Annotated in this window: 15 protein-coding genes; 12 read left to right on the top strand and 3 right to left on the bottom strand. The window is 57.5% G+C overall.

Annotation, left to right across the window (positions count from 1 at the left end):
• Positions 1-153 precede the first annotated feature (153 nt).
• The 3 genes from Poly21_RS10210 (at position 154) to Poly21_RS10200 (ending at position 3,408) form a co-directional block, all read left to right on the top strand.
• Positions 154-696, top strand: coding sequence for a hypothetical protein (locus tag Poly21_RS10210; RefSeq protein WP_146406703.1), 543 nt, complete (start codon positions 154-156; stop codon positions 694-696).
• Positions 697-812: 116 nt separating this feature from the next.
• A complete protein-coding gene (locus Poly21_RS10205) occupies positions 813-2,444 on the top strand; it encodes a helix-turn-helix domain-containing protein (protein WP_146406702.1) in 1,632 nt (543 codons plus the stop codon).
• 196 nt (positions 2,445-2,640) lie between these two features.
• Positions 2,641-3,408, top strand: coding sequence for a pyridoxine 5'-phosphate synthase (locus Poly21_RS10200; protein ID WP_146406701.1), 768 nt, complete (start codon positions 2,641-2,643; stop codon positions 3,406-3,408).
• Here the strand turns inward: Poly21_RS10200 and Poly21_RS10195 are convergent.
• The 3 genes from Poly21_RS10195 to Poly21_RS10185 are packed head-to-tail and all read right to left on the bottom strand — an operon-like array spanning position 3,385 to position 9,483.
• Positions 3,385-6,630, bottom strand: coding sequence for an efflux RND transporter permease subunit (locus Poly21_RS10195; RefSeq protein WP_146406700.1), 3,246 nt, complete (start codon positions 6,628-6,630; stop codon positions 3,385-3,387). The genes Poly21_RS10200 and Poly21_RS10195 overlap by 24 nt on opposite strands.
• Positions 6,627-8,642 (bottom strand): efflux RND transporter periplasmic adaptor subunit, encoded by a 2,016-nt coding sequence (locus Poly21_RS10190; RefSeq protein ID WP_146406699.1) that lies wholly within the window; start codon positions 8,640-8,642, stop codon positions 6,627-6,629. Before Poly21_RS10190 ends, Poly21_RS10195 begins: the two co-directional genes overlap by 4 nt.
• On the bottom strand, positions 8,632-9,483 hold the full coding sequence (locus Poly21_RS10185) for a TetR/AcrR family transcriptional regulator (protein WP_146406698.1): 852 nt from the start codon (positions 9,481-9,483) through the stop codon (positions 8,632-8,634). The genes Poly21_RS10190 and Poly21_RS10185 overlap by 11 nt, the downstream gene beginning before the upstream one ends.
• A gap of 527 nt (positions 9,484-10,010) precedes the next feature.
• Here Poly21_RS10185 and Poly21_RS10180 point away from each other — a divergent pair.
• The 9 genes from Poly21_RS10180 (at position 10,011) to Poly21_RS10140 (ending at position 21,800) form a co-directional block, all read left to right on the top strand.
• Positions 10,011-10,694 carry an exosortase-associated EpsI family protein gene (locus Poly21_RS10180; protein ID WP_146406697.1) on the top strand — a complete coding sequence of 228 codons (684 nt, stop codon included), beginning with the start codon at positions 10,011-10,013 and terminating at the stop codon, positions 10,692-10,694.
• Positions 10,695-10,816: 122 nt separating this feature from the next.
• Complete coding sequence (locus Poly21_RS10175; protein ID WP_146406696.1) at positions 10,817-11,827, top strand: sugar transferase; 1,011 nt, start codon at positions 10,817-10,819, stop codon at positions 11,825-11,827.
• Between the two features lie 233 nt (positions 11,828-12,060).
• Entirely contained in the window at positions 12,061-12,972 is a 912-nt protein-coding gene (locus Poly21_RS10170; RefSeq protein ID WP_302118383.1) for an XrtA system polysaccharide deacetylase, read from the top strand.
• A 359-nt stretch (positions 12,973-13,331) separates the two neighbouring features.
• Positions 13,332-14,903 carry a lipopolysaccharide biosynthesis protein gene (locus Poly21_RS10165; RefSeq protein ID WP_146406695.1) on the top strand — a complete coding sequence of 524 codons (1,572 nt, stop codon included), beginning with the start codon at positions 13,332-13,334 and terminating at the stop codon, positions 14,901-14,903.
• Positions 14,904-15,012: 109 nt separating this feature from the next.
• Positions 15,013-15,849 carry an AAC(3) family N-acetyltransferase gene (locus tag Poly21_RS28290; protein WP_146406694.1) on the top strand — a complete coding sequence of 279 codons (837 nt, stop codon included), beginning with the start codon at positions 15,013-15,015 and terminating at the stop codon, positions 15,847-15,849.
• A gap of 136 nt (positions 15,850-15,985) precedes the next feature.
• Positions 15,986-17,329 (top strand): glycosyltransferase, encoded by a 1,344-nt coding sequence (locus Poly21_RS10155; RefSeq protein WP_146406693.1) that lies wholly within the window; start codon positions 15,986-15,988, stop codon positions 17,327-17,329.
• Between the two features lie 622 nt (positions 17,330-17,951).
• Positions 17,952-19,160: a glycosyltransferase gene (locus tag Poly21_RS10150; RefSeq protein ID WP_302118380.1), complete on the top strand. Its 1,209-nt coding sequence runs from the start codon at positions 17,952-17,954 to the stop codon at positions 19,158-19,160.
• Complete coding sequence (locus Poly21_RS10145; protein WP_146406691.1) at positions 19,157-20,485, top strand: O-antigen ligase family protein; 1,329 nt, start codon at positions 19,157-19,159, stop codon at positions 20,483-20,485. The genes Poly21_RS10150 and Poly21_RS10145 overlap by 4 nt, the downstream gene beginning before the upstream one ends.
• A 157-nt stretch (positions 20,486-20,642) precedes the next feature.
• Positions 20,643-21,800 carry a glycosyltransferase gene (locus Poly21_RS10140; protein ID WP_146406690.1) on the top strand — a complete coding sequence of 386 codons (1,158 nt, stop codon included), beginning with the start codon at positions 20,643-20,645 and terminating at the stop codon, positions 21,798-21,800.
• The last annotated feature ends 26 nt before the right edge of the window (positions 21,801-21,826 follow it).

Below are 21,826 nucleotides of genomic sequence, written 5' to 3'. Positions count from 1 at the left end.
CGAATGCCAACGTTTCACGCGATTTGTTGATAATTGTCGTCCGGTTTGGTGAGCCGAGCGTGCTGGCGGCCGGGCCGCTGGGGATTTTCTCTCCGACGCACATCTTCGATCCTTGAAATCGCCCTTTCCTTTAAGCCAATACCGGGTTCTCCCATGAATTTCTTCCAACTTCGCGGAAAACTGACGCGAATCGCCCCTGGGCTGATGTCGTTGGTCGTGGGGATCCTGATCGGGGTGGCGTGGACTTCCGATCCGCCGGCAATTGTCACGGCTCAATCACCCCCCCCCGTCCCCTCATCTCTTCCCGAAATGTTCCCGGCTGCAGATGCCCCGTTTTCCGATCCGGAAGCATCCGCTAGCAACTTAACGCAGAAATCTAGCGAGTTTTCCGCTCGCCAGTTCCGTGACCAAGTCGGCGAGCGGGTCACCGTCGTTGAGGCTCGCGGGGGACGCGACGTTGCCGGTTCGGGAGGATTGATCGGATTTTCCCACGTTGACGGTGAGGGAACTCAAGTAATTACGATCGTAGATGCGGAAAAACGGTGGATGGCGGTGTATCATGTAAATTCAGAGGGTACGATCCGACTGGCCAGCAGTCGTGAAATTGCCGCTGACTTCACACTCCAACTCAATGCCACGGCTCCGCTGCCGGACCAAATCCGCCGCCTGCAAGGAATCCCGCCGCGATCGAACTGATCGCGGTGATCGCCTGCCGGCGCGGGCGATCGATTCGGGCGGAATGCACGTAGGACGGAGTGGTGTGAAGCAACCTCACGTTTCCTAACGCTCACTTCCGAATCTCACGCGCTGCCATGGCCAACTATCTCTCGCTCGAAGAAGCTGCGACAAAACTCGGTATTCCCACTCAAAAGTTGATTGACCTACGGTCACAGGGCCAGGTCCGAGGATTTCGCGATGGAACGAGCTGGAAGTTCCCGGAAAATGAAATCGATCGTTTGAAGGACGATCTGCCGAACCTATCCGGTATCGGGTCGGGGATCGGCAGTGGCACGGGTTCGGGCACCCAGGGCGGCGGCGTGATGGCGGACGACAGTGCGTTATCGCTAGGGGGTGTCATTGGCGATGACGATGCTGGTAGCAGTCTCGAGCTCGGCAGCGAACCCTCCGGACGCGGTGGCGATAGTGATGTGAACTTGGTACCGGGCGACGGCTCCGACGGCAGCGATGTACTCGTCATCCCCAGCGCGGGTGGTTCGGGCATTCTGGATCTCGATGACCTCGACATCGCCGGCTCAGCGATTTCCCACAATAGCGGAGAACTGAACCTCGGTCCGGATGAGGGCGGCTCAAAAACAGGGGACTTGGGGGCGGAGGCAGCTGGGGCCACACCAGCCGGCAAGCCGCAGCAACCCGCAGCTGCCTCCGAAGACAGCGACGAATTTAATCTCGGCAGCGTTCTCGACCTGGAGGAGGACATCGTTCCCGGTAGCGATCAAGATCTTGATTTGCGGTTGGACGACCAAGACGAACGCGCCAGCGATCTGGAGATGCTCAGCGGCCTCGATAGCGGCAAGAGCGAACAGCCACAGCCGCGTGCCAGCGGTGATGTGCTCAGCGAACTTGACCTTCTCGGCGGCGATTCCGTTGGCAGTGGCGTCCTCGGCAGTGATAGTGATGCCCTCGTGGTAGGCCCCCTGAGCGGCCTATCGGACACCGGCTCGGGAGTTGACGATGCACTGGCCGATGACGATTTGATGATTTCCGACGATGACGATGATTTGATCATCAGCGGTGAGGGAAATGACATTTCCATGGCAGGCGATAGCGGAATCGATCTGATGAGCCCGTCCGACAGCGGTTTGTCGCTAGAGAGCGAGCCCTTGGACCTGGCCAGTAGCAGCGTGTCCTCACTCGATCTGGGTGCGGAGCTGAACGACGGTAGTGGTTCGGGGGTCGGTAGCAGCGGTTATGGCTCTGGTCTGATCCCCGCCGACGATAGCGGATCCGATATCGACTTCCCCGCCGACGAGGAGTTTCAGCTCTCACCTTCAGGAATCCAGCTCGATAAATCGGACGAGAGCGAATCGCAAGAAATCGATGTCGAGAACTCGGATTCTTTTGCCGGTGACTTTGACGATCCAGCCTTCGAGGAAGCGGGTGCATTTGAGGAAGTCGATGCATTCGACGACGCGGGTGCCGCAGCAGTCGATGAAGTCGGTGGATTTGACGATCATGGCGCCGACGTGATGGAAGAGGACGAAGTCGCGCAATCAGCAGGGGCTCCAGTCGGTGCTCCCACTGGCTTCGAGATCCCCTTCACGCTCCTCCAAACGGTCGGCCTGTTGCTGATTTTGCTGGTGATGAGTCTCGGCGGAATGCTGATGACGGACCTCATCCGCAATATGTGGAGCTATTCCGAGCCCGCTGCTCCCGTCAGTTCACTGACCGATTGGCTGATCGATGTCGCCGGCTGGGGAAGATAGCCCTCTCGTGGTGAGAAGCGAGGTGATTCGCGGCAGGGGGTAAACGCACCATTGCTATCGAAATTGCAAGTCGCAGATTGAACATTGCAAATTGAGAGACGAACTGCGGTCGTCACACTGCCATTTTCTAAATGGCAATGTTAAATTTGCAATCCCCCGAAAACCCACCCTTGCCCCTCGCCACCACTTCCACGCTATGTCCCACTTCATCGACCTCGGCGTCAATGTCGACCATGTCGCGACCGTTCGCCAGGCACGCCGCACGACCGAACCGGATCCGATCGTGGCAGCGGCGCTCGCGGAGCAGGGCGGCGCCGACGGCATCACGTTTCACTTGCGTGAGGATCGCCGGCACATCCAGGATCGTGACGTTGAGTTATTCATGCAGACCGTTCGCGTCCGCACGAACTTTGAGTTGGCTTGCGCCGACGAAGTGCTCGGGATCTGTTGCCGGTTGCGGCCTGATTGGGCACTGCTCGTACCTGAGAGCCGCGAGGAGGTCACCACCGAAGGCGGATTGGACGTCGCCGGTGATCAAGGGCGGATTCGCGATGCGGTCAAGCGGATCGCAGACCACGGGATTCAAACGAGTTTGTTTCTTGATCCCGATCCAGCTCAGATCGACGCCGCCGCGGCCCTCGGTGTCGATGCCGTTGAACTGCACACCGGGCCCTATGCCGTTGCCGCCGATAAGCATGACGCCTCGTCCCGCGATCAAACCGAGCTCGAGCTTGAGCGACTGCGTTCAGTGGGTCGTCAAATCACCGGCCACGGCATGCGACTGCACGCTGGCCATGGCTTAACCTATGCCAACGTTCGCGCCGTCGCCGCCATCGAGGGCGTCCGCGAACTCAATATCGGGCACAGTATCATCAGTCGTGCCGTGATGGTCGGGATGAAAGAAGCTGTGGCTGAGATGCGACGATTGCTTGATAGTGTCTCACTCCTCCACCTCCACAAATGAGATCCCGAACGATTGCAGCATCAATAGGTACAGCAGGTAAAGGACCGGGATCAGCAATAGCACGAGTACCGTTGAGAGCATCAGTCCAAACGCCAAACTTGCTGCCATGGGAATGAGTAGCTGAGCCTGGAACGATTTTTCAAACAGCAGTGGCAACAAACCGGCGATTGTCGTCATGCTCGTTAACATGATCGGGCGGAAACGCCGCTCGCCTGCTTGTAGCAACGATTCCAGCGGAGACTCGCCAGCCCGCACGCGGGTATTGATGAAGTCAATCAGAACGATTGAGTCATTGACGACCACACCCGCCAGGGCCACCAATCCGAACATACTGAAGAGGGTTAAGGGCAAGCCCAACAGTCCATGCCCCCACACGGCGCCAATCATGCCAAACGGCACAATTGCGAGGATCAGCAACGGTTGGGCGTAGCTGCGGAACTGCAGCACCAACAGCACGAACATGCACAGGATGGCTACGGAGAACCCGACGATCAAACTACCCACGGACTCCCGGCTTTGTTCCTGTTGCCCCTCCCAGCGGATCGATACGTTGGGATACATCCGCGCGAACTCGGGCAGGTAGTCTTCCTTCAACTCGCGGATGATCAGATCGGCATTGGCCGTGATCTCGTCCAGGTCCGCGGAAATCATGATACTGCGTTGTTGATCGACACGATTGATCTCAGAGAATCCACGCTGCAAATCGATTTCAGCGAGCTCGCCGATCGGCCGCAGCGTCCCCATTTTGTCGCTGACTTGGATCTCGCGAAAGTTCACCAGCGACGCACGCTGTTCCTGGGGATAACGCACCATCAACTTGACTTCATGCCGCCCCCGCTGCAGCCGCATGACTTCGGCGCCGTAGTAGGTATTGCGAACGGTTTGTCCCAGATCAGTAGGTGTCACTCCGGTCGACAAGGCACTGTCTTTGACGCGGAATTGAAACTCCCACTTGCCTGGTGTATTGTCGTCAGAGATGTCATACACGCCTGCGAATTTGGCAACGCGTTCCTTCATCGTTTCGGTAGCGGCGAGCAGTTCGTCGACATGATCACTCGACGCGAGCAACTTAAACTCGATCGGCTTTCCACCCGGACCGGTACCCACACTGCCGAACGTAATCTTCTCAATGCCGGGAATCTCGCCGACTTCATGTCGCCATCGATTGATCAGGTCTTCGCTACGAATATTGCGAATTTCAGGACCGTGCAGTTCTGCAAAAATTTGCCCTGAGTTACTGCCCGTGCCACCCTGGCCGCCCATCGGACCTTGCGTATTCGTAATCGTCCCCACCTCGCGGTAGGCCAGCCGCACCGGACCAAGATAAGTGCCTTCGTCGACAGGATAGATCTCCTCAAGTGGGCGTTTCTCCGTCGCTGCCCGCTCGGCGGCAATCTGATTGTTCACCCGCGCCAACGCCTCCTCCATCCGCCGCGTTGCCCGGTCGGTGGCAGACGCCGGGGTTCCATTGGGGAAGACGACCGTCGCCTGCAGATAATTGTTGTCGGTTTTCGGGAACAACACACTCTTCACGATCCCACCGCGAACCATTCCCATCGTCCCGACTAGCATGCCGATGGCCACGGCAATCGGCAACACAGGGTTACGCAAACAGAAGTGCAGGATGGGCACGTAAATGTTTCTCGCAAACCATTCCATCGCGTCGCTCGCGTGCCGATTGCACCAAAACAACAGCAGCGTGAATGGACGCAAGGGATAGGCGAGGATGCCCATCGCCCGAAAGAACCCGTTATGGGAATGGGCCAAGTGACAGGGCAGCACGAAGGTGCTCTCCCACAACGAGATCACCAACATCGCAATCACCGCGAACGGGATCACTGCCATGAACTTGCCCATCACCCCCGACACAAAGAACATCGGTGCGAAAGCGAGCACGGTGGTCGCGATCGATGCCGCCACACTCGGCAATACCTCCGTCGCGCCATCGACGGAGGCATCCATGAGCGTTTTGCCCATCTGCCGGTGGGCATAGATATTCTCGCCGATCACGATGGCATCGTCGACCACGATCCCCAGGGCGATCAAAAACGAAAACAGCGATAGCATGTTGAGGGTCTGGCCGCCGTAGACGAGTGCGGCGCCAGCACCCATGATCGAAATCGGAATTCCGAGCGCTACCCAAAATGCTAACCGGACTTCGAGGAAAAATGCCAACACGAGGAAGACGAGCGTCAACCCTTGGGCACCGTTTCGCATCAGCAAGGAAATCCGGTCACGCACATCCACGCTCGTGTCGCCCCATAACACCATCCGATAACCCGGTGGCAATTCCGCCGTCGCAGCATAGCCGCGGACGTCGTCAACCAACGCCAACAAGTCTTCACTCTTGGTACGCTGTACATTGATGACCATCGCCGGTTCACCATTGATTTCGCCCGTGGCGGTGACGTCTTCAAACTCGTCGCGAACGACACCGAGGTCGGCGACCGTCAATACCACACCACCGGGTTGAGTGACCAACGGTAGTTTTTCGATCTCCGATCCGATTCGGCCTTTATTTTTGGCTCGCAACAGGATCTCCTGACCGCTCGACTTCAGCTGGCCCCCAGGCAACTCGATGTTGCGGGAACGAATGATGGCGGCGACCTGATCCAGGGTCAGCCCGTACGAACGCAGCGTCTCCTCGGGAATCTCCACGTCGATTTGATATGGGCGGGTTCCCATCAGTTCCGCCACCGTCACGCTCGGCAACAGCAGCATTTCTGCCCGAATGCGTTCGGCAACATCACGCAGGGCGAGTTCCCCGTGATGGGTGCGGTCCTCCGGTCCGATGATACCGACGCGAATCGCCGTCTCACGAAACGTGATCTGCTCCACGCTCGCGTCCTCAGCCAGATCCGGAAAACTGGGGATCCGATCGACTTCGCGATCGATTTCCGCCATCACTTTCTGGACGTCACCGACATCGCTGCGGAGTTCCGCGAGCACATAGCCGCTGCCCTCCATCGCGATCGACGTCACCTTCTTGATGCCATTGATCGACCGAATGGACTCTTCGATCTTTTGGCAGATCGCTTCCTCGGTATCCTGCGGCGTCGCCCCCGGGTAAGGGACTTTGATCATCACCACTTCGAGTTCGAATTCCGGAAACACCTCCCGTCGCATCGACCAGAACGAAGCGGCACCGATCGCCACCAACGCCAACATCACAACGTTCATTCCGGGCGCGTTGTGAATCGCCCAGCTGAGTACTCGCCTCATCGGTCGTTCGCCTCCCGCGCCGAGAAACTCGCCGAAGGATCGTGCTCAGGCACTCCCCGCTTCGACGCGATCGCTAGATCAACCTGCCCCCCGCCGACTTCAGCACGCGGAGCACGCACGGGGAAGGCATCCGTACGGATACTGCCCATCGGCGAGACGACGACAAAGGCCCCATCTTTGAGTGCTGTGCCCGCGATCTCACAAATCCACGCCTTCCCCGCATCTGGGTCAATCTCATCGGTGGGGGCGATATCCTCTCCGGTGGTGAATTTGGCCGTGGGAATGAATTGATCGACCGGCCGAATCCCATGCAACACCCTCAATTCGCCCGCCACCCAGAGGTCCGGTTTGAATCCGGCCATCGGGTTCATCGCATCGGGGAGAGCTGGCGTCTTTTCAGCAACCACGCCAGTCTCGCCGTCGGTTTCAGAAGTCACGTCGGCGGCAACGTCGGCTGGGGAGGGCGATTCGGCAGCCGCCTCATCCGTCGGTTCATTTGCTGGCAGAAGCGAGGTCTCCAGCACGCGCGGGTCGGCCACGAATTGCCACACACGATTGCCCGGCTTGAGCGCCTCGCTTGGCAAGACGACCAATTCCACCGCTGGATCCAGCTCCAGCCGGAGTGACACGAACATGCCGCGGACGAGCGTTGTCGGTCCCGCCACATCGCCGAGCCCATCGCTCGATTCGAGCACCTTGCCGTCCCGGATGACTTGGAAAGCTTGCGGGTGATCGACCACAATTCGCACCGGAACCGTGCGGGTCTGCTCGTCGAGGCCAATTCCGTCGTAACCGCTCAGCTTGCCTTTCCATTGGTAGACAAGGCCCTCACGCCCCGAGACGATGTAGCGGACGATCACCGATGTGGGCGGCAATTGGTAGCCGCGATCTTGCTCAGCAGGCTCGCCCGCATTGCTTTGCGAGCCGCGCCGGGCGCTTTTTTGATTGAGCACCCAGTACAATTGATCGACCCGCAACTTCGATGCGACCTCGACTTTGGAAGTGTCCTCCATGGTGACCACGGGGCTGCCTCGTGACACAAACGTATTGATCTCCGCCTGCTCACTGACGATGACGCCGTCCATGGGCGCGATAATCTCGGTTCGCTGCAAGTTGATCGTGGCCGCATCGAGCTGCAGGGCGGCCAGCCGTTCGGATGATTCCAGGCGGGTGCGCTTCTTTTTGGCTAAGTCAATTTGGTTTTGATAGAGCACCAGCTGTTGCTCGGCGGTGAGTACCGCCCGCCGCGCCTCATCAAGTTCACCTTGACTGGCATACTGTTTGGGCAGCGCCTCACGTCGTTTGACCTCACGCTGTTGCAAGGCGATTTCCGCCCTCGCCAATTCGATCGATCGATTGGTGTTGATGATCTCCTGATCAACTTCGCCGAGCGACTCGTACGCTTGCTGCTGCTGCCGCTGCAACCGTTTGACCTCGAGCTCGTAGTCGGTGGGATCGATTTTCATCAGGACGTGTCCTTTGGTCACGTATTTCCCCGCCTCGCACAGCGGCGATTTTTCGACGATACGGCCAGCGACCTCCGTCGCCAGACTCGCTTCGCGATAGGGAACGACCGTCCCGTCCGCACTCAAGTGTAGTTTCTCACCTGTGCTGGCGAGCGACCGGACAGGAACAACATCGACGGCCGGCAAGGCAAATAGACGCCCCATGGGCGTGTCATCGATCGGTGGGCGCGCCGCCGACTCCACGCTGCCGAGAAACCACACCAGACCACCGGCGGCCGCCAACAGCAGCAAGGGCACGACAATGTTCAGAAGCAACCAATTCGGCAGATCGCGCGTCGGATGAACCGGCAGCTCATTCGCTGCATCCGCGTGGGCGTCGCCGGCAGATGTTCCCGACAGGCTGCCGTTGCCGACCTGCGTCGCGTCTTCCGATCCGGGCGCGTGACCCGATCGATCGGCCGCCGGGGACCGCGTTTGCGTGTTCTCGCTATACGGATTCTCAACCGGCTTGACACTCGGTTTGACCTGCGTCGATTCAATGCTCATGACGACCGTTGCTTTCGAGGTGGATTCGTCGATCATTTGTGAAGGAAGATGGATGTTCCAGGCGATCACGTTCCTGGATGATGTCGAAGCGCCCACACGCGGCGAGCGTGGAGGCAGTGATGTGCTGGCACAATGACTCCAGGTCATAGTGCTTCGCGAGGGTCTCGGTGGCAATCATTTGTTCGAGGACGGGCCGCCCGATGCGATAATACAAGCACTGTCCAACGACGCCCAGCGCGACCTGTGTGACGAGCGATTCAGCGCACTTGGTACTTCCCTCGTGGGCAGCTTGCGTATTCAATTCACCCGCCAACAACGGTTCGATCAATTGCTCGATCGTCGCGCGGAGCACATCGAACGTCGGCTTGAAATACTCACGCACCAACACGCCGAGCACCGCCGTGGGTGACATCATTTCTCGCATCATCAACATCGCTTCGAAACCTCGTTGATCGCCCGCGAGCATCCGCGCCAGCAGCGTACGCACGATTCTGCGAAGCATCTCATGAGGCGGGGCATCGCCCACGGCAGGCGCTGGAAATTCACGCTGCCGTTGATCGCGAATGTCTTCAATGACCGCTCGGTAGAGCCCCATTTTGTCGCCAAAGTAATAGCTGACGGCAGCCACGTTGACGCCCGCTTCTCGAGCGATCTCCCGCACGGTCGCCCGGTCGTACCCCCGCTGAGCGAATACCGGTACCGCTGCGGCGATCAGCCGACCAGCCGGCTCGCTAGCCTCATCATCCCCGTCATCCGACGGCCAGGGTTCTCGAGCCTGTTCCGCGCACGCGGGCGATCGCGTCACGCGAAGTGGTAGCTCGGGATCAGAGGAACTAGACATTTTATTTCAAACAAAGAGTGAGGTAGCCGCCGTAACCAGAACGTGGCCGCAGGTTACCCATAGGCGATTTCACAGGTCGGGTCAGCACAGTGAAATCGGTCGCAGCCGGCGGCTCGCGATCTCGGCTCAGAGGTCGCAGCACGCCTATCATGACTAAATTATCTGAAAAGTTAAACACCTGTTTAAAACAAATGTTTCAATCCTGAGCGATGACATCCCTTTGTCACTGATCGCTCAGTCGCGTGGGAACTCGCAGGCCCAGATTGCCGTCCAAGAATGTTCCACTACCCGGTGCATCAACACGCCTCCCGCCCCCCTCCCAAACTGTCCTGTTCGACAACTTATTTCACGTGCAATGACCGCCCATCGCCCCCCCGCATGGCTAGTAAGGGGTGTTTGTTTCGCGTAAGCGAAATGTGTCGAATTAATATAGTGACAACTGCATACCATCATCGTTCAACTACACAGACCACGGTTCCCCCCCCCACGTTAACCGTCGGCCCTACCTCCCACTCCCCACCGCTGAGATGAGTTCCTTGCCCGAGTCACCGGATGACCGCCAGCCCCCGACTGCACCCCGTGGTTCATTGCGAATCGCCGCGACAGCAATCCTGGTAGTGCTTACTTTGTTCGCGGGCGTTGTCCACGGATACCTCGATGGTCGTTGGACCGCAAACGCAGACTTGCACGTCGTTGGCAGCAAACTTGCCGATCTGCCTGAGCAGGTCGGTGACTGGCGATTGACAGAGACGACCGAACTGGACCCCGGGGCAGCCGATCTGTTGCGTTGCTACGGTTCATCAGTTCGCATCTATGAAAACATGAAAACTGGCGCGATGGTAAATGTGGCGGTCTTGTTTGGCCCCCGTGGTCCCATCGCCGTACATACCCCTGAAATCTGCTACAGCTCCGTCGGGACGAAGCAGGTCGGTGGTCGTAAAGTCGAGCGGATGGGATTGGCCGGCAAAGAAGACGCACTCTGGTCGGTTCAGTTCGCCACAGCCCCTTCATCGGACCCGAGCTTGAACGTTTGGTACGGCTGGAGCGACGGTGGACCGTGGGAAGCACGAGAGCAACCCCGGTTTTGGTTGACTGAAAACCTCTACAAGATCCAAGTTGCCGGCCCAGCTGGCGAGGAAGGCAATCGGCCTGTCGAAGACTTCATTGACGCCTTTCTGCCTGTGACCCACCCGCTGATGGGTTCAACATAGTCTCTGTCACGTTCAGACCTCGACGATTTTTTTATTATTCGGCAGGGACATCCCCTTGTCACTGACACCACCCTTGCTAGGATGCTGGCGTCCCCCCGGTAGGAGATCATAGGATATTCAATATGTACGGTAATTCATCAGACGCAGCGACGGATTCAGAGCAGCAGGCAGCTCATGGCGAGCAACCTGCAACTCACAGAAACCACAGCCTGCAACGTGCCATCGCCCCCCAGTGCACGGGTTGCGCGGACGACGGTCCCGCCGCCAGGGTATTCCCGACGCGAGTGGATTCGCCGCATGCCCAGCGCTTCAGTGCAGCGGAAAGCGGCGCATTTTTTGAGAGAAAGTATTTGCTGGATCGATGCATTGGCTTTGTGCTGCTCGTGCTCTTTTCACCAGTCATACTTGCCTTGTATCTGGTCGTGCGAGCGACCTCTCGTGGCCCCGGGTTCTACAAGCAAGAAAGAGTGGGCTTGAATGGCAAGCCATTCGAAATTTTTAAGCTTCGCTCCATGGTCCAAAACGCTGAGAAGCCTGGTCAGCCGCAGTGGGCGGTCAAGGGTGATTCACGCGTCAATTTCGTTGGCCGGGTGTTACGGAAGTTGCATCTCGACGAACTTCCGCAGTTGTACAATGTCTGCCGAGGCGAAATGTCTTTGGTGGGTCCGCGTCCCGAGCGGCCGCAGATTTGCGAGGACCTCGCCCAGCAGATCAGTGGCTACTACCTGCGAACCGCGGTCAAGCCAGGTGTGACGGGGCTGGCTCAGATCAATCTGCCGCCAGATGAGAGCATTGAGGACGTCCGACGCAAGCAAATCCTTGACTTGAACTATATTGATAACGCCAATCTGTGGCTCGATGTTCGCATGATCGCGGCGACTGCGTTGCGAATGGTCGGCGTGAAAGGGCATATCGTCACGAAGCTGATGCGATTGGATCGAACCCACCTCGTCAAAGACGTTTGTTCTACGCAGGATTCGCAACACGCGTCATCGATCCGCCAAGTTCGCCCTGCGGTACGTGCCGAGGCGATGGTGGACTCACGGAGTTCCGTAAGCCCTGCCGTTGCGTTCTCGCTCGCTGCGGGCAGCGACGATTCATCTTACACATCGTTTCCAAATCGCCCCCGCTAACGCTCGCCACGCTCCCTCTGCTGGGACGCGCTAACGACCTGTCAGCTTTCATCGAAGCCCCACGCATTCCCTGAACCGAGTGCCGTAATTCACCGGGCATTAGGCTGAGCCGAGTACCGACTAGCACCGGGCGTTATCGCGACCCCGGCCGCTAACGCGCCTCGGCTCACCAATCCAACCGCCCGACAACGCTCCCAATACTTACCACACCCTCACAACTCCTCAGTAAGATTTTGTCGAGTCCGAACGCCCACGAACTGCCACCCCAGAAGCTGGCATCGGAACATCGGATTTGTCACGCCTTAACCGTCGATGTGGAAGACTACTATCAAGTATCCGCATTTGAACATCGAGTTTCGAGAAGCGACTGGGACCAGCACGAGAGCCGGGTGGAAGCCAACACGGATCGTCTGCTCGCTCTGTTTGACGACTGTGAAGTTCGAGCGACTTTTTTTGTCCTGGGCTGGGTCGCCGAACGGTACCCCGCGCTCGTCCGCCGGATCACCGCATCAGGTCACCAGATCGCCTCACACGGGTATTGGCACCGGCTCGTATACGATCTCACCCCCGAGCAATTCGCTGAGGACATCACCGCGTCGGTCGATGCGATCCACAACGCCTGCGGCGTTCGAGCGACCGCGTACCGTGCTCCAAGTTTCTCGATTGTCGAGCGCTCGTTGTGGGCGTTAGACATTCTGGCCGAGCACGGTTTCACGCACGACAGCAGCATCTTCCCCATTTCCGGCCACGACCGGTATGGCATGCCCAGCGCCACGCCCGAGATTCACACAATCAGCACCAAGCGCGGCGACCTACTAGAGTTCCCACCCACCGCATCGAAGATCAGCGGCGTCACCGTCCCCGTCGGTGGCGGCTACTTCCGCCTGCTCCCGCGCCGGGTCACTTCCGCGGCCATCACTCAACTCGAGCGCATCGGCCGCCCTGCGATGTTCTACATCCACCCCTGGGAAATTGACCCCGGTCAACCACGAATTCGCGGTGCCGGAGCGAAGAGTCGCTTTCGGCATTACGTCAACCTCGCCCGTACCGAACCGAAGCTTCGCCGCCTCATCCAAAGCCACCCTTTCGGCACGATGCAACAGTCTTTGGAAAATTGTCCGATCGCCCCAGTCGTTCAAGCGTAATCCTATCACGCATTTACTTCCTCCATGCCTTCCACCCTCCCTCGGCACCGTTAAGCTAGCCTCCCACCTGTTCAAAAAATCATCGCCGCCCTTCGGGGGCGCCACTTCGTAGCTTGGGACCATTGTCCCGAGTGTGCAGCTGGGCGATGTGTCACCGAAATCACTTCAAGCACGGGACAATGGTCCCGTCCTACGATCAAGACCAATTCCTAAAGTTAACTGCGTGGGTTTCCCTCGCGATCTCGCCATGGGTTTCAGCATCACGCTGTCACCCAAGCGGACGAAGTCCACTCGGATGGCAAGACAGTTCGCTGCAGTCCATTCACTTGGCCCTTCCCACTTTCTAAAAATGAAGATCGTTGCGTAGCAATAGCGTCACCCGTATCGTCACCCGGAACATTGCGGCGAACTGGGTAGGGTTCGCCGTCAACCTCGCGGTGATTTTTTTCCTCACGCCCATCATCATCGAGAATCTCGGTGGCGAAGCGTACGGATTGTGGCTGCTTCTGCAAAGTCTTGTCGGATACTACGGTCTCGTGGATCTGGGGCTGCGTGCCGGAATTGTCCAGACGATCACCCGTCGCATCGCCGATGATGATTCCGAGGCGGTGCGGCGGCACATCGCTGCAGCGATGCCAGTGCTCACGGCGCTCGGTGGCATTCTTCTGGTCGTTGCAACGGTGCTCGCGATCGTGGTCGCCAGTTCGATTGACGTTTCGCCAGAACTGCGTCGTCAAATCGTTCCCGTTGTCTTGCTCAACGCAGTGGCATTTTGTACGCAAATGCTTTTCGCCCCCTACCAATCGGTGCTGACGGGGCTGCAGCGATTTGACATCGAAAACCTATTTGTCGTCGTCTCACGCATCGTATCGGCGCTCGTCATCGTGCTCGTACTGTCGCTCGGTGGCGGGCTGGTTGGACTGGCGATGGTGACCGCGTGTATGGCGTTGATTGATGGGACGCTGCGCTGGTGGCGAGCGAGGCATATGTATCCAGCCCTGCGCGGCCTGCGATGGTGCTGGAGCGTGGCGGAGTTAAAAGAGTTGTGGAAATTTGGGATCTGGAATGCGGCCACGTATGTCAGTCGCCAACTGATCTTCTTTACCGATGCGATTGTGATCACGTATTTGATCGGAGCCGCTGCGGTGGTCCCGTTTGGGATTGCCGGGTCGATTATCGATCAATGCAATCGACTGGTGACGATTTCCGTTCGCGTGCTATTTCCCGCGATGGCGCACTTGAGGTCGAGTAAGGATATGGGAAAGCGACGGCAGCTCTACTTCACCATGTCTCGGTTGGTAATCGGGGTGTCGGTCGCAGCCACGATTTGCGGATCAGCATTGCTGGCGCCATTTATCGGGCTATGGTTGCGCGACACTGATGTCTTAGCGGAGATCCAGAGCCAGGCCCCGCTGTTGTTTCTGTTGCTGGGCGGTGCGAGTGTATTCGTCAGTGTGCAACGTTGTGGCACACAATTGTTGTTAGCCGAGGGGGCCGTTCGTAGCGTCGCGATCCTGTACGCAGGCGAAGCCGTCTGCAACCTTGGCCTCAGTCTCGCGCTCGGAAAACTGTATGGGGTAGTGGGAGTTGCGATCGGAACGCTGGTGCCGGCAGCATTGTTCGCCGTCCTGGGACACCTGCCTCGTCACGCACATGTGCTGCAGTTATCGGTACCCGCTGTGCTATGGCGAGTGCTGGCTCGTCCGGCAGTCTTCGCCTGCGTCTTAGCGGGGGTGTCTTACGCGTGCTATCGCTTGTTCACTCCCGTGGGCTGGACGGGATTGATACTCGCATTCCTGCTGCAGGGCAGCATGGCACTTGCGTTGCTCGCGTGGGTGCTGTTGGAGCCTGCCCAACGTGAAATCCTCAAATCAATTCCCCGTCGCATGTTCGACCGTGTTCCCCGCCCTCGCTGTCGTTCAATCGACTAGCCGGCTCATTGTTTCAGTCCTGAGTATACCGCTCTGACGAAATGATAAGTTGGTGTTTGATACACGGGGCGATAGAATTGTTCATGCACATGTTGCAGCGGAATACATCATGAGTACGCGACAAATGAAGCGAAGGATTAAAAAGATAGCGAAAACGGCACTGCGTTTCATTGCACAGCCGAAGATAACCGAGGGACAGCTTGTCGAACATTTTCTTGAGCTCGGCTTGGCTTCGGGTGATTCCGTTCTCGTTCATTCATCTTTGTCGTCTGCGGGGCGCATTGAGCACGGTGCAGAAGGAGTGATTGAGTCCTTGATGAAAGTGGTCGGGCCGACAGGAACGCTGCTCTTTCCAACTCATAATTGGCGAGAGGTTAATCGTGGACTTCGGAAGTTTGATGTGCGGAATTCGCCTTCCCTTGTTGGTGCGATATCTGAGTGCTTTCGGCTTCGTGACGATGTCATTCGTAGCGAGCATCCGAGTCATTCTGTCGCCGCTTGGGGGAAGGATGCCGCTCGTTTTACTGCGAATCACTTGGCATGCGATTCCCCATGCGGTGCCAAATCACCTTACCATAAACTCATTATGGGAAGCGGAAAGATCCTACTGTTCGGTGTAGGGCTAGAGCGAAATACCTGCTTTCACTGCGTTGAATCGTTGGCAAACTGTTCATATCTTTCAAAAGCAGAGTCTGATCGGTTTGAAATTATAGATAGTAGTGGCGAGAGTCGATTTGTGGATATACGCTGTCACGCCACTGCGATTCCAAGTCGTTTTTCCGAGTTGGAGCAGGATTTAGAAGCCGTAGCCTGCGTCCGCTCGCGGCCGATTGGAAAGTCGAGGTCGACGATGATTGATGCGAAAGCATTTCATGATTGGCTTTTGCCCAAGTTGCTTGCAAACCCCCATTTTTTGTTGAAACCTCGGGGGAACTTTGATGCTTAGTATTAGGTCTTTGACACAGTGCTAGGAGCACCTTTCGAGGTATCAGGTGTTAACGCGGTTTGTCCGTATTGAACACATTGAGACCGGTGCACAGATTCATTAGCATTGTTTCGAGATCAGCGAAACTAAAGAGACTATGTCGAAAAAAACCGTCTTAATGATCGCTCCACTGTTCCCACCGAACGCTGCGGCGGGAGCTCATCGCACTGATCGGTTTGTTCGGTACCTGCGTGACTTTGGCTGGGAAGTGATTGTGATCACCAAAACGGTGCCTCTCGCTGCCGAGACGCAGTTCTCCGTACCAGGCGAGATGCGGATTCCGGGGCTTGAGCACCTCGAAATTATCCGGATTGACGATGATAGGCAGGGCCATACGCCAGGCGCAGCGCCCCGTTTGGCAGCCGAGTCGCAGCTCCCAAGCGATTCGCAACCGCGATCGGTACCCCGTGAAAGCAAAGTTGTCGCTATGGGGAAATCGCTGCTTCGGCCGATCTGGCAGTTTATCGAGCAGACCCCTGATTTGGAGCGGGGATGGAGTCGAAAGGCTGCCGGTGCAGCGATTGAGCGTTGTCGCCAAGGTGGCGTGGACGTGGTTTACTCCACGGGCCCCCCGCATTCAGTCCACTTGGCCGTGCGGCACGTCGCCCAGAAAATGGGGCTCCCATTTGTCGCTGATTTTCGCGACCCGTGGGCCAGGAATAGCTGGATTCGTAAACGCAATCCCATCGGCCGCCGGCTGACGCCGTGGCTGGAGCGGATGGTGGTCCGTTCGGCTACGAAGGTGATCGCCAATAACGCCGGATCGCTCGCTAGTTTTGTGGCGGCGTACCCGGCTTTGGCGAAGTCTGGCAGGTTTGTGACGATCACGAACGGGTTTGACCCAGAGATCGAGGTCGCCGGTCACGTTGTTGCCCGTCGCGATGCTACTCCGATCACCGCGGTTCACGCCGGCTCGCTCTATGTTCAGCGTGATCCCCGACCGCTGATCGAAGCCATCGCTCAATTAGCGAAGTCGGGTACGAATATCGAGTTCCACCATATCGGCTCCTACGACGCGGCATTCGATCCGGTCAAGATCGCGGGCGAGGTGGGTTGTGAGGCGTCGGTCCGGTGGCTCGGTGAACTTTCGCACGGTGAGACGCTGAGTCGTTTGTCCCGTGCTGATCTGCTGGTTGTGATCCAGCCCAACGCCCCCTTCCAGATCCCTGGAAAGGTGTTCGAAATGTTGCTCTTCGATCAGCCCATCGTGGCCGTCTGCGATAGTGCGCCAACTGAGGAAGTTATACGGCAGGCAGGTGGGACAACCGCCGCGAGCAATGATATCGACGGCATTGCTCAAGCACTCCAGTCGGCGGTCGCGATGCGTGGCTCCGCAGAGCTGACGACGCAGCGGCAGGCAGCGCGGTTGCGTTACAATGGTCGTGAACTGACAAAGTTACTGGCGTCCGTCCTCGACGAATCAATTAAGGCAGGTGGGTAGACGCAGGCTGTCCAGCATTCAAGAGGACGCTCGTTGTGCACCATCTTTCCAACGCCAATAATGCTTCAGCCCCATCGAGTATCCAAAATGTTTTCGCACGAGTCCTCTCCGCCAAACGAATGTTCCGCAGGGCCTGGAAATAGCATTAGGATATCATCGAACGGGACATGCCTTGCCAATCCCGCACCCCTGCAGAGTTTCGCCCCGTTTTTCCCGGCAGGCCCAGTCTGATTTCCCGGTAGCCCCAGGCTAACGCCGAAACGGCTAGTAGGGTTTTGCGGAATAGACAACCCAAACCCGCGCTCCGTCGCCAGGCGGTGGAGACCACGTAGCCACCGCCGCCAAGCAGTAGGGTCCACGTTTTGGCCCACGTAACAACACGGTTTATGCGTTCGCGGCCGTCCATGTTGTAGAGACCCCGTTGCCGAAACCGGTCTTTGCAATCCGTTTCCATTGGTAAATTCCATTATATCCAGACAAAACTGCGTCCCCGTGTCGCCGCTCACTCTCCCCCGACGCGTACGTGAGGGGAGACCGGAGGGTGCTCTCGTAACTGGGGATCGAAACATGAGTAGGGGACGTGGTTTCAACATCGGCGATTCAGCTGCCCAGGACGCGCCCGGTGGCTAGGCCTTCCAGCGACGATGCGTCTTCTGCAGCAGTCCGTCATCGGCCGATCCGTATCGCGTTTGTGGTGACGCGTTATGCCGCTGGAGGTTTAGAACGCTGTGTCGCGCATCTTGTTAATCGCCTCCCGGCCGATCAGTTTGCACCGGAGATCGTCTCGTTTGGTGATCTCGGCAGTGCTCCCGATTGGGTAACGCGAGAGCAGATCATGCCTGTTTCCATGAACAAGCGAGCGGGTAACGACCTGCGTCTCGTCTTCCGCTTGGCGAGGTGGTTGAAAGCCAATCAGATTCAGATCGCGCATTCGCACAACTGGGGAACACTGGTTGAAACCAGCTTGGCGTGTCGACTCGCCGGTGTGGTGCATGTGCACGCTGAGCACAGTCAGCAGGACCGGCTCGGCACGGCAACGGCAGGCCTTCGTCGCGAAGCTCAAGCAAAGCTGCGGCGATTTGCCTTTCGGAAATGCGGTGCTGTGGTGGCCTGTGCGGAAACGGTGCGCCAGGGGATTGAGGAACAATGGGCGTTCCCTGCAGCCTCCGTCGTCACGATTCCCAACGGCGTTCAACGGCCTGCGTCTGGAGTTGATTCTCAGGTTCGTCAATCGCTCGGCATTGCGGACTCAGCAATCTTGGTCGGCAGTGTGGGGCGACTGGAAGCACTCAAGGGGTTTGATACTCTGATTCGAGCCACGAAGGAATTAGTGGACAGTGGCATTGATGTTCACACCGTGATCGTGGGCGACGGACCCCAGCAGCAATCGCTGCAGCAATTGATCGTGCAGTGCGAGCTCGGCGAGCGGGTTCACTTGGTTGGCTATCATGCCAATGTGGGCGACTGGATGTCGGCGATGGACGTGTATGTCAATTGCAGTCATACCGAAGCGATGAGCATGTCCATTCTCGAGGCGATGAGCTGCCGATTGCCAATCGTCGCCAGCGACGTAGGCGACAGCAGCATCCTGGTCCAGTCCCGTGCTAAGTGTGGCATGGTCGTTCCTGCAGGGGACCCGGTGTGCCTCGCTCGTTCGCTGGCGCAGTATGCAGGCGACCCGCCCTTGCGAAACCGTCATGGTGCATCGTCCGAGTGCGTTTATGAAAACCACTACACGCTCGATCACATGATCCAAGGCTACCGCAAGTTGTACATGCGATTGCTGTCCGTACCGGAACGTCAGATTGCACCTGGGGGTCACTCCGCGTGAGCTTAACCGCGATCATTTGGCTGGGCTTGTTTCTGACGCTGACAGCGAAGGGGTTTTCACGCCCCATTTGGTCAGTGTGCGCATATTTGATGACCTATTTTGCCGCGCCGCAATTCTGGTGGTGGGGGCGATCGGGAATGCTCAGTATGACGACGAGCTGGAACCTGTACGCCGCGTGTGCGTTAGCCTTGACCGTGGCCATGCATTGGCCGACGCGTCAAAAGTTAACTTCCACAGCGCGACGAACCTATTTCCTGCTCGTCTTGTTCTCCATCAATGCCGGGCTCGTGCACTTTTTGTTTGCCAGCAATCCGTTGCTCAGCTACACGCAGTTTGATTTAGCGTGGAAGCAATCCCTGCTGGCCGTGTTGACCTATTTCGCGGTCCAAAGCAAAGAAGACCTGCGGATCTTTTTGATTGCGTTGTTCTGCGGTTGCGTTTATGTGGGATTTGAAGTCGTTGTCCGCGACGCGGGGTCGATTGAGCGAGGCCGGTTGGAAGGCATCCATCTGCCGGGAGCCAGTGATTCCAACGGCGTCAGCGGGTTGCTGACGATGGGGTTGATGATTGGTGCGTATTTGTTTGTATCCGGTAAATCGACTTGGCCTATAAAAACGATCACCGTACTCGGCAGCGTGTGGATCGTCGAAGTCCTGCTACGTTGCAACTCACGCGGCGCATTTTTGGCCGCGATTGCATCGACAGGTTGGCTCATTTGGGGGACACGTGGTGCAGCCAGGAAGCGGATTCTGACGGTGTGCGCGCTAGGGGTATTCGGAATTCTTATGATGGCGCAGGATTCCAAAATTTTCGAACGCTTTTCGACTACTTTTGCGGGTGAGGAGGAACGCGATGCCTCGGCGGACGAGCGCCTGCAGTTTTGGAAGGCAGCGTTGAGAATGTTGGCTGACCATCCACTGGGCTCGGGTGGTGAAGCAGCCTTCGCTTCCGATCTTGGCGTGAAATACATCGCGGACATTCGTAATGAATACCGCGCCGTCCACAACGGCTATCTCGACATCGCCACCGGTTGGGGTGCGCAGGGTTTTTTACTTTTTGCGATGGCGATTGGCAGTGCGGCATGGAACGCCTACAAGGTCTTGGCCGAGAGCCGACGCGACCCTAACGGCAGCCCAGAGGCCTTAGACAGCACCCTGGTCGGAGCCACCGTGCTGGGTATTTTGATCAGCCAACTAATTGTGGCGATGTTCATCAGTTCGCTCGACAACGAGTGGTTCTATTGGTGCACCACGCTACTACTACTGTATGCCGCATGCTATCAACTCGATACCGATTCGCCGACATCCGATTCGTGGGACGCTTAAGCGTCCGGGACGTTCCCCCGATGCGCGTCGACGTTCGGCTCACGATTGCCTGACGAAATTCGATTATGTTCAAAGCCTACCAGCCACAGTTGTCGGAAAGCTGGAGTGCGTTCGACGAGTGCTCAATAGCTGAACGCCCTGCGCTATTGTAGAATCCATGAAAATCCTCAGCGTCTGTACGAATTTCCCAACAGCCGAAGCCCCGCATCGAGGCTTGTTCGTCGCCCGTCGCCTAAGCGAGATGGCTAAGCGAGTGGATCTGCGTGCGTTAAATCCTGAACCATGGTTTCCAGTTGTGCGTCCGTGGGAGTCGGCGCATGCCAAACCGGACAATCCACTCCCGGTTGACGTCCGCAAAATGTTCTATTTCCCCAAGTATGCTAAGGGGCTTGATAGTTTCTGGATGGATCGGTGCGTGTTGCGTTGGTTTCGCGAAATCGGCGAGGAGGCAACGCGCGGCGCGATACTGGATGCGCATTTTGGGTACCCAGAGGGCGTGGGCTGTGCGCGGCTCGCCAAACGACTTGGGATGCCATGCTTTATCACCATTCGTGGACTCGAGGTAGATCGTTTTCAGGTGCCAAATATCAAGTCCCAGTTGGTGGAGTCCCTTACGCACTGCACTGGCACCATTGCGGTAAGTGACTCGTTGCGCGATGCGGCCATCGATGCCGGGGTACCTGACGAGAACATTACCGTGATCCCGAATGGAATTGATGGCGATTTATTCTGCGTCGGCGACCGCAACACTGCGAGAATGGAGTTGCAGCAGTCCACGGATCGACCTCTCGTCGTCTGCGTGGCAAATTTCAAGGCCGTGAAAGGTCATGAGATTCTGATGAGAGCATTTGCCAAGTTGCCGAGGAAACTCGAGTCCCGGCTCGTTCTGATTGGTGCTCCGAGCGATGCGAATGTTGTGCAACACATTGATCATCTTGTAGAATCGTTGGGAATAAGCGGTTATGTCAATAAGATTGGTTCCAGATCACCTGATGAAGTGGCCAAGTGGTTGCAAGCGGCAGACGTCTTTGCATTGGCAAGCCATCGGGAAGGTTGTTGCAATGCAGTCCTCGAAGCTCTGGCGACGGGCACGCCCGTCGTTGCGACGGCGGTGGGCAGCAATCCACAGGAAATTCGCCATGCTATTGATGGGTTCGTAGTTCCAGTTGGAGATTCCGATGCCTTTGGTGAAGCTCTCCAAACCGCATTGGAGAGAGATTGGAATTCAGAGCAGATCTCCAGTCGTCTCACCGGACGCACCTGGGCCGGCGTAGCTGATCGTGTTCTGCAATTCATGGATTCGCGAATTCGCTAGCTGCACGATCTCGACATCGCCTGCGG

Origin of the sequence: Allorhodopirellula heiligendammensis (assembly GCF_007860105.1) — a bacterium.
GTDB lineage: Bacteria > Planctomycetota > Planctomycetia > Pirellulales > Pirellulaceae > Rhodopirellula > Rhodopirellula heiligendammensis.
This window is presented reverse-complemented; position numbering and strand designations above follow the sequence as displayed.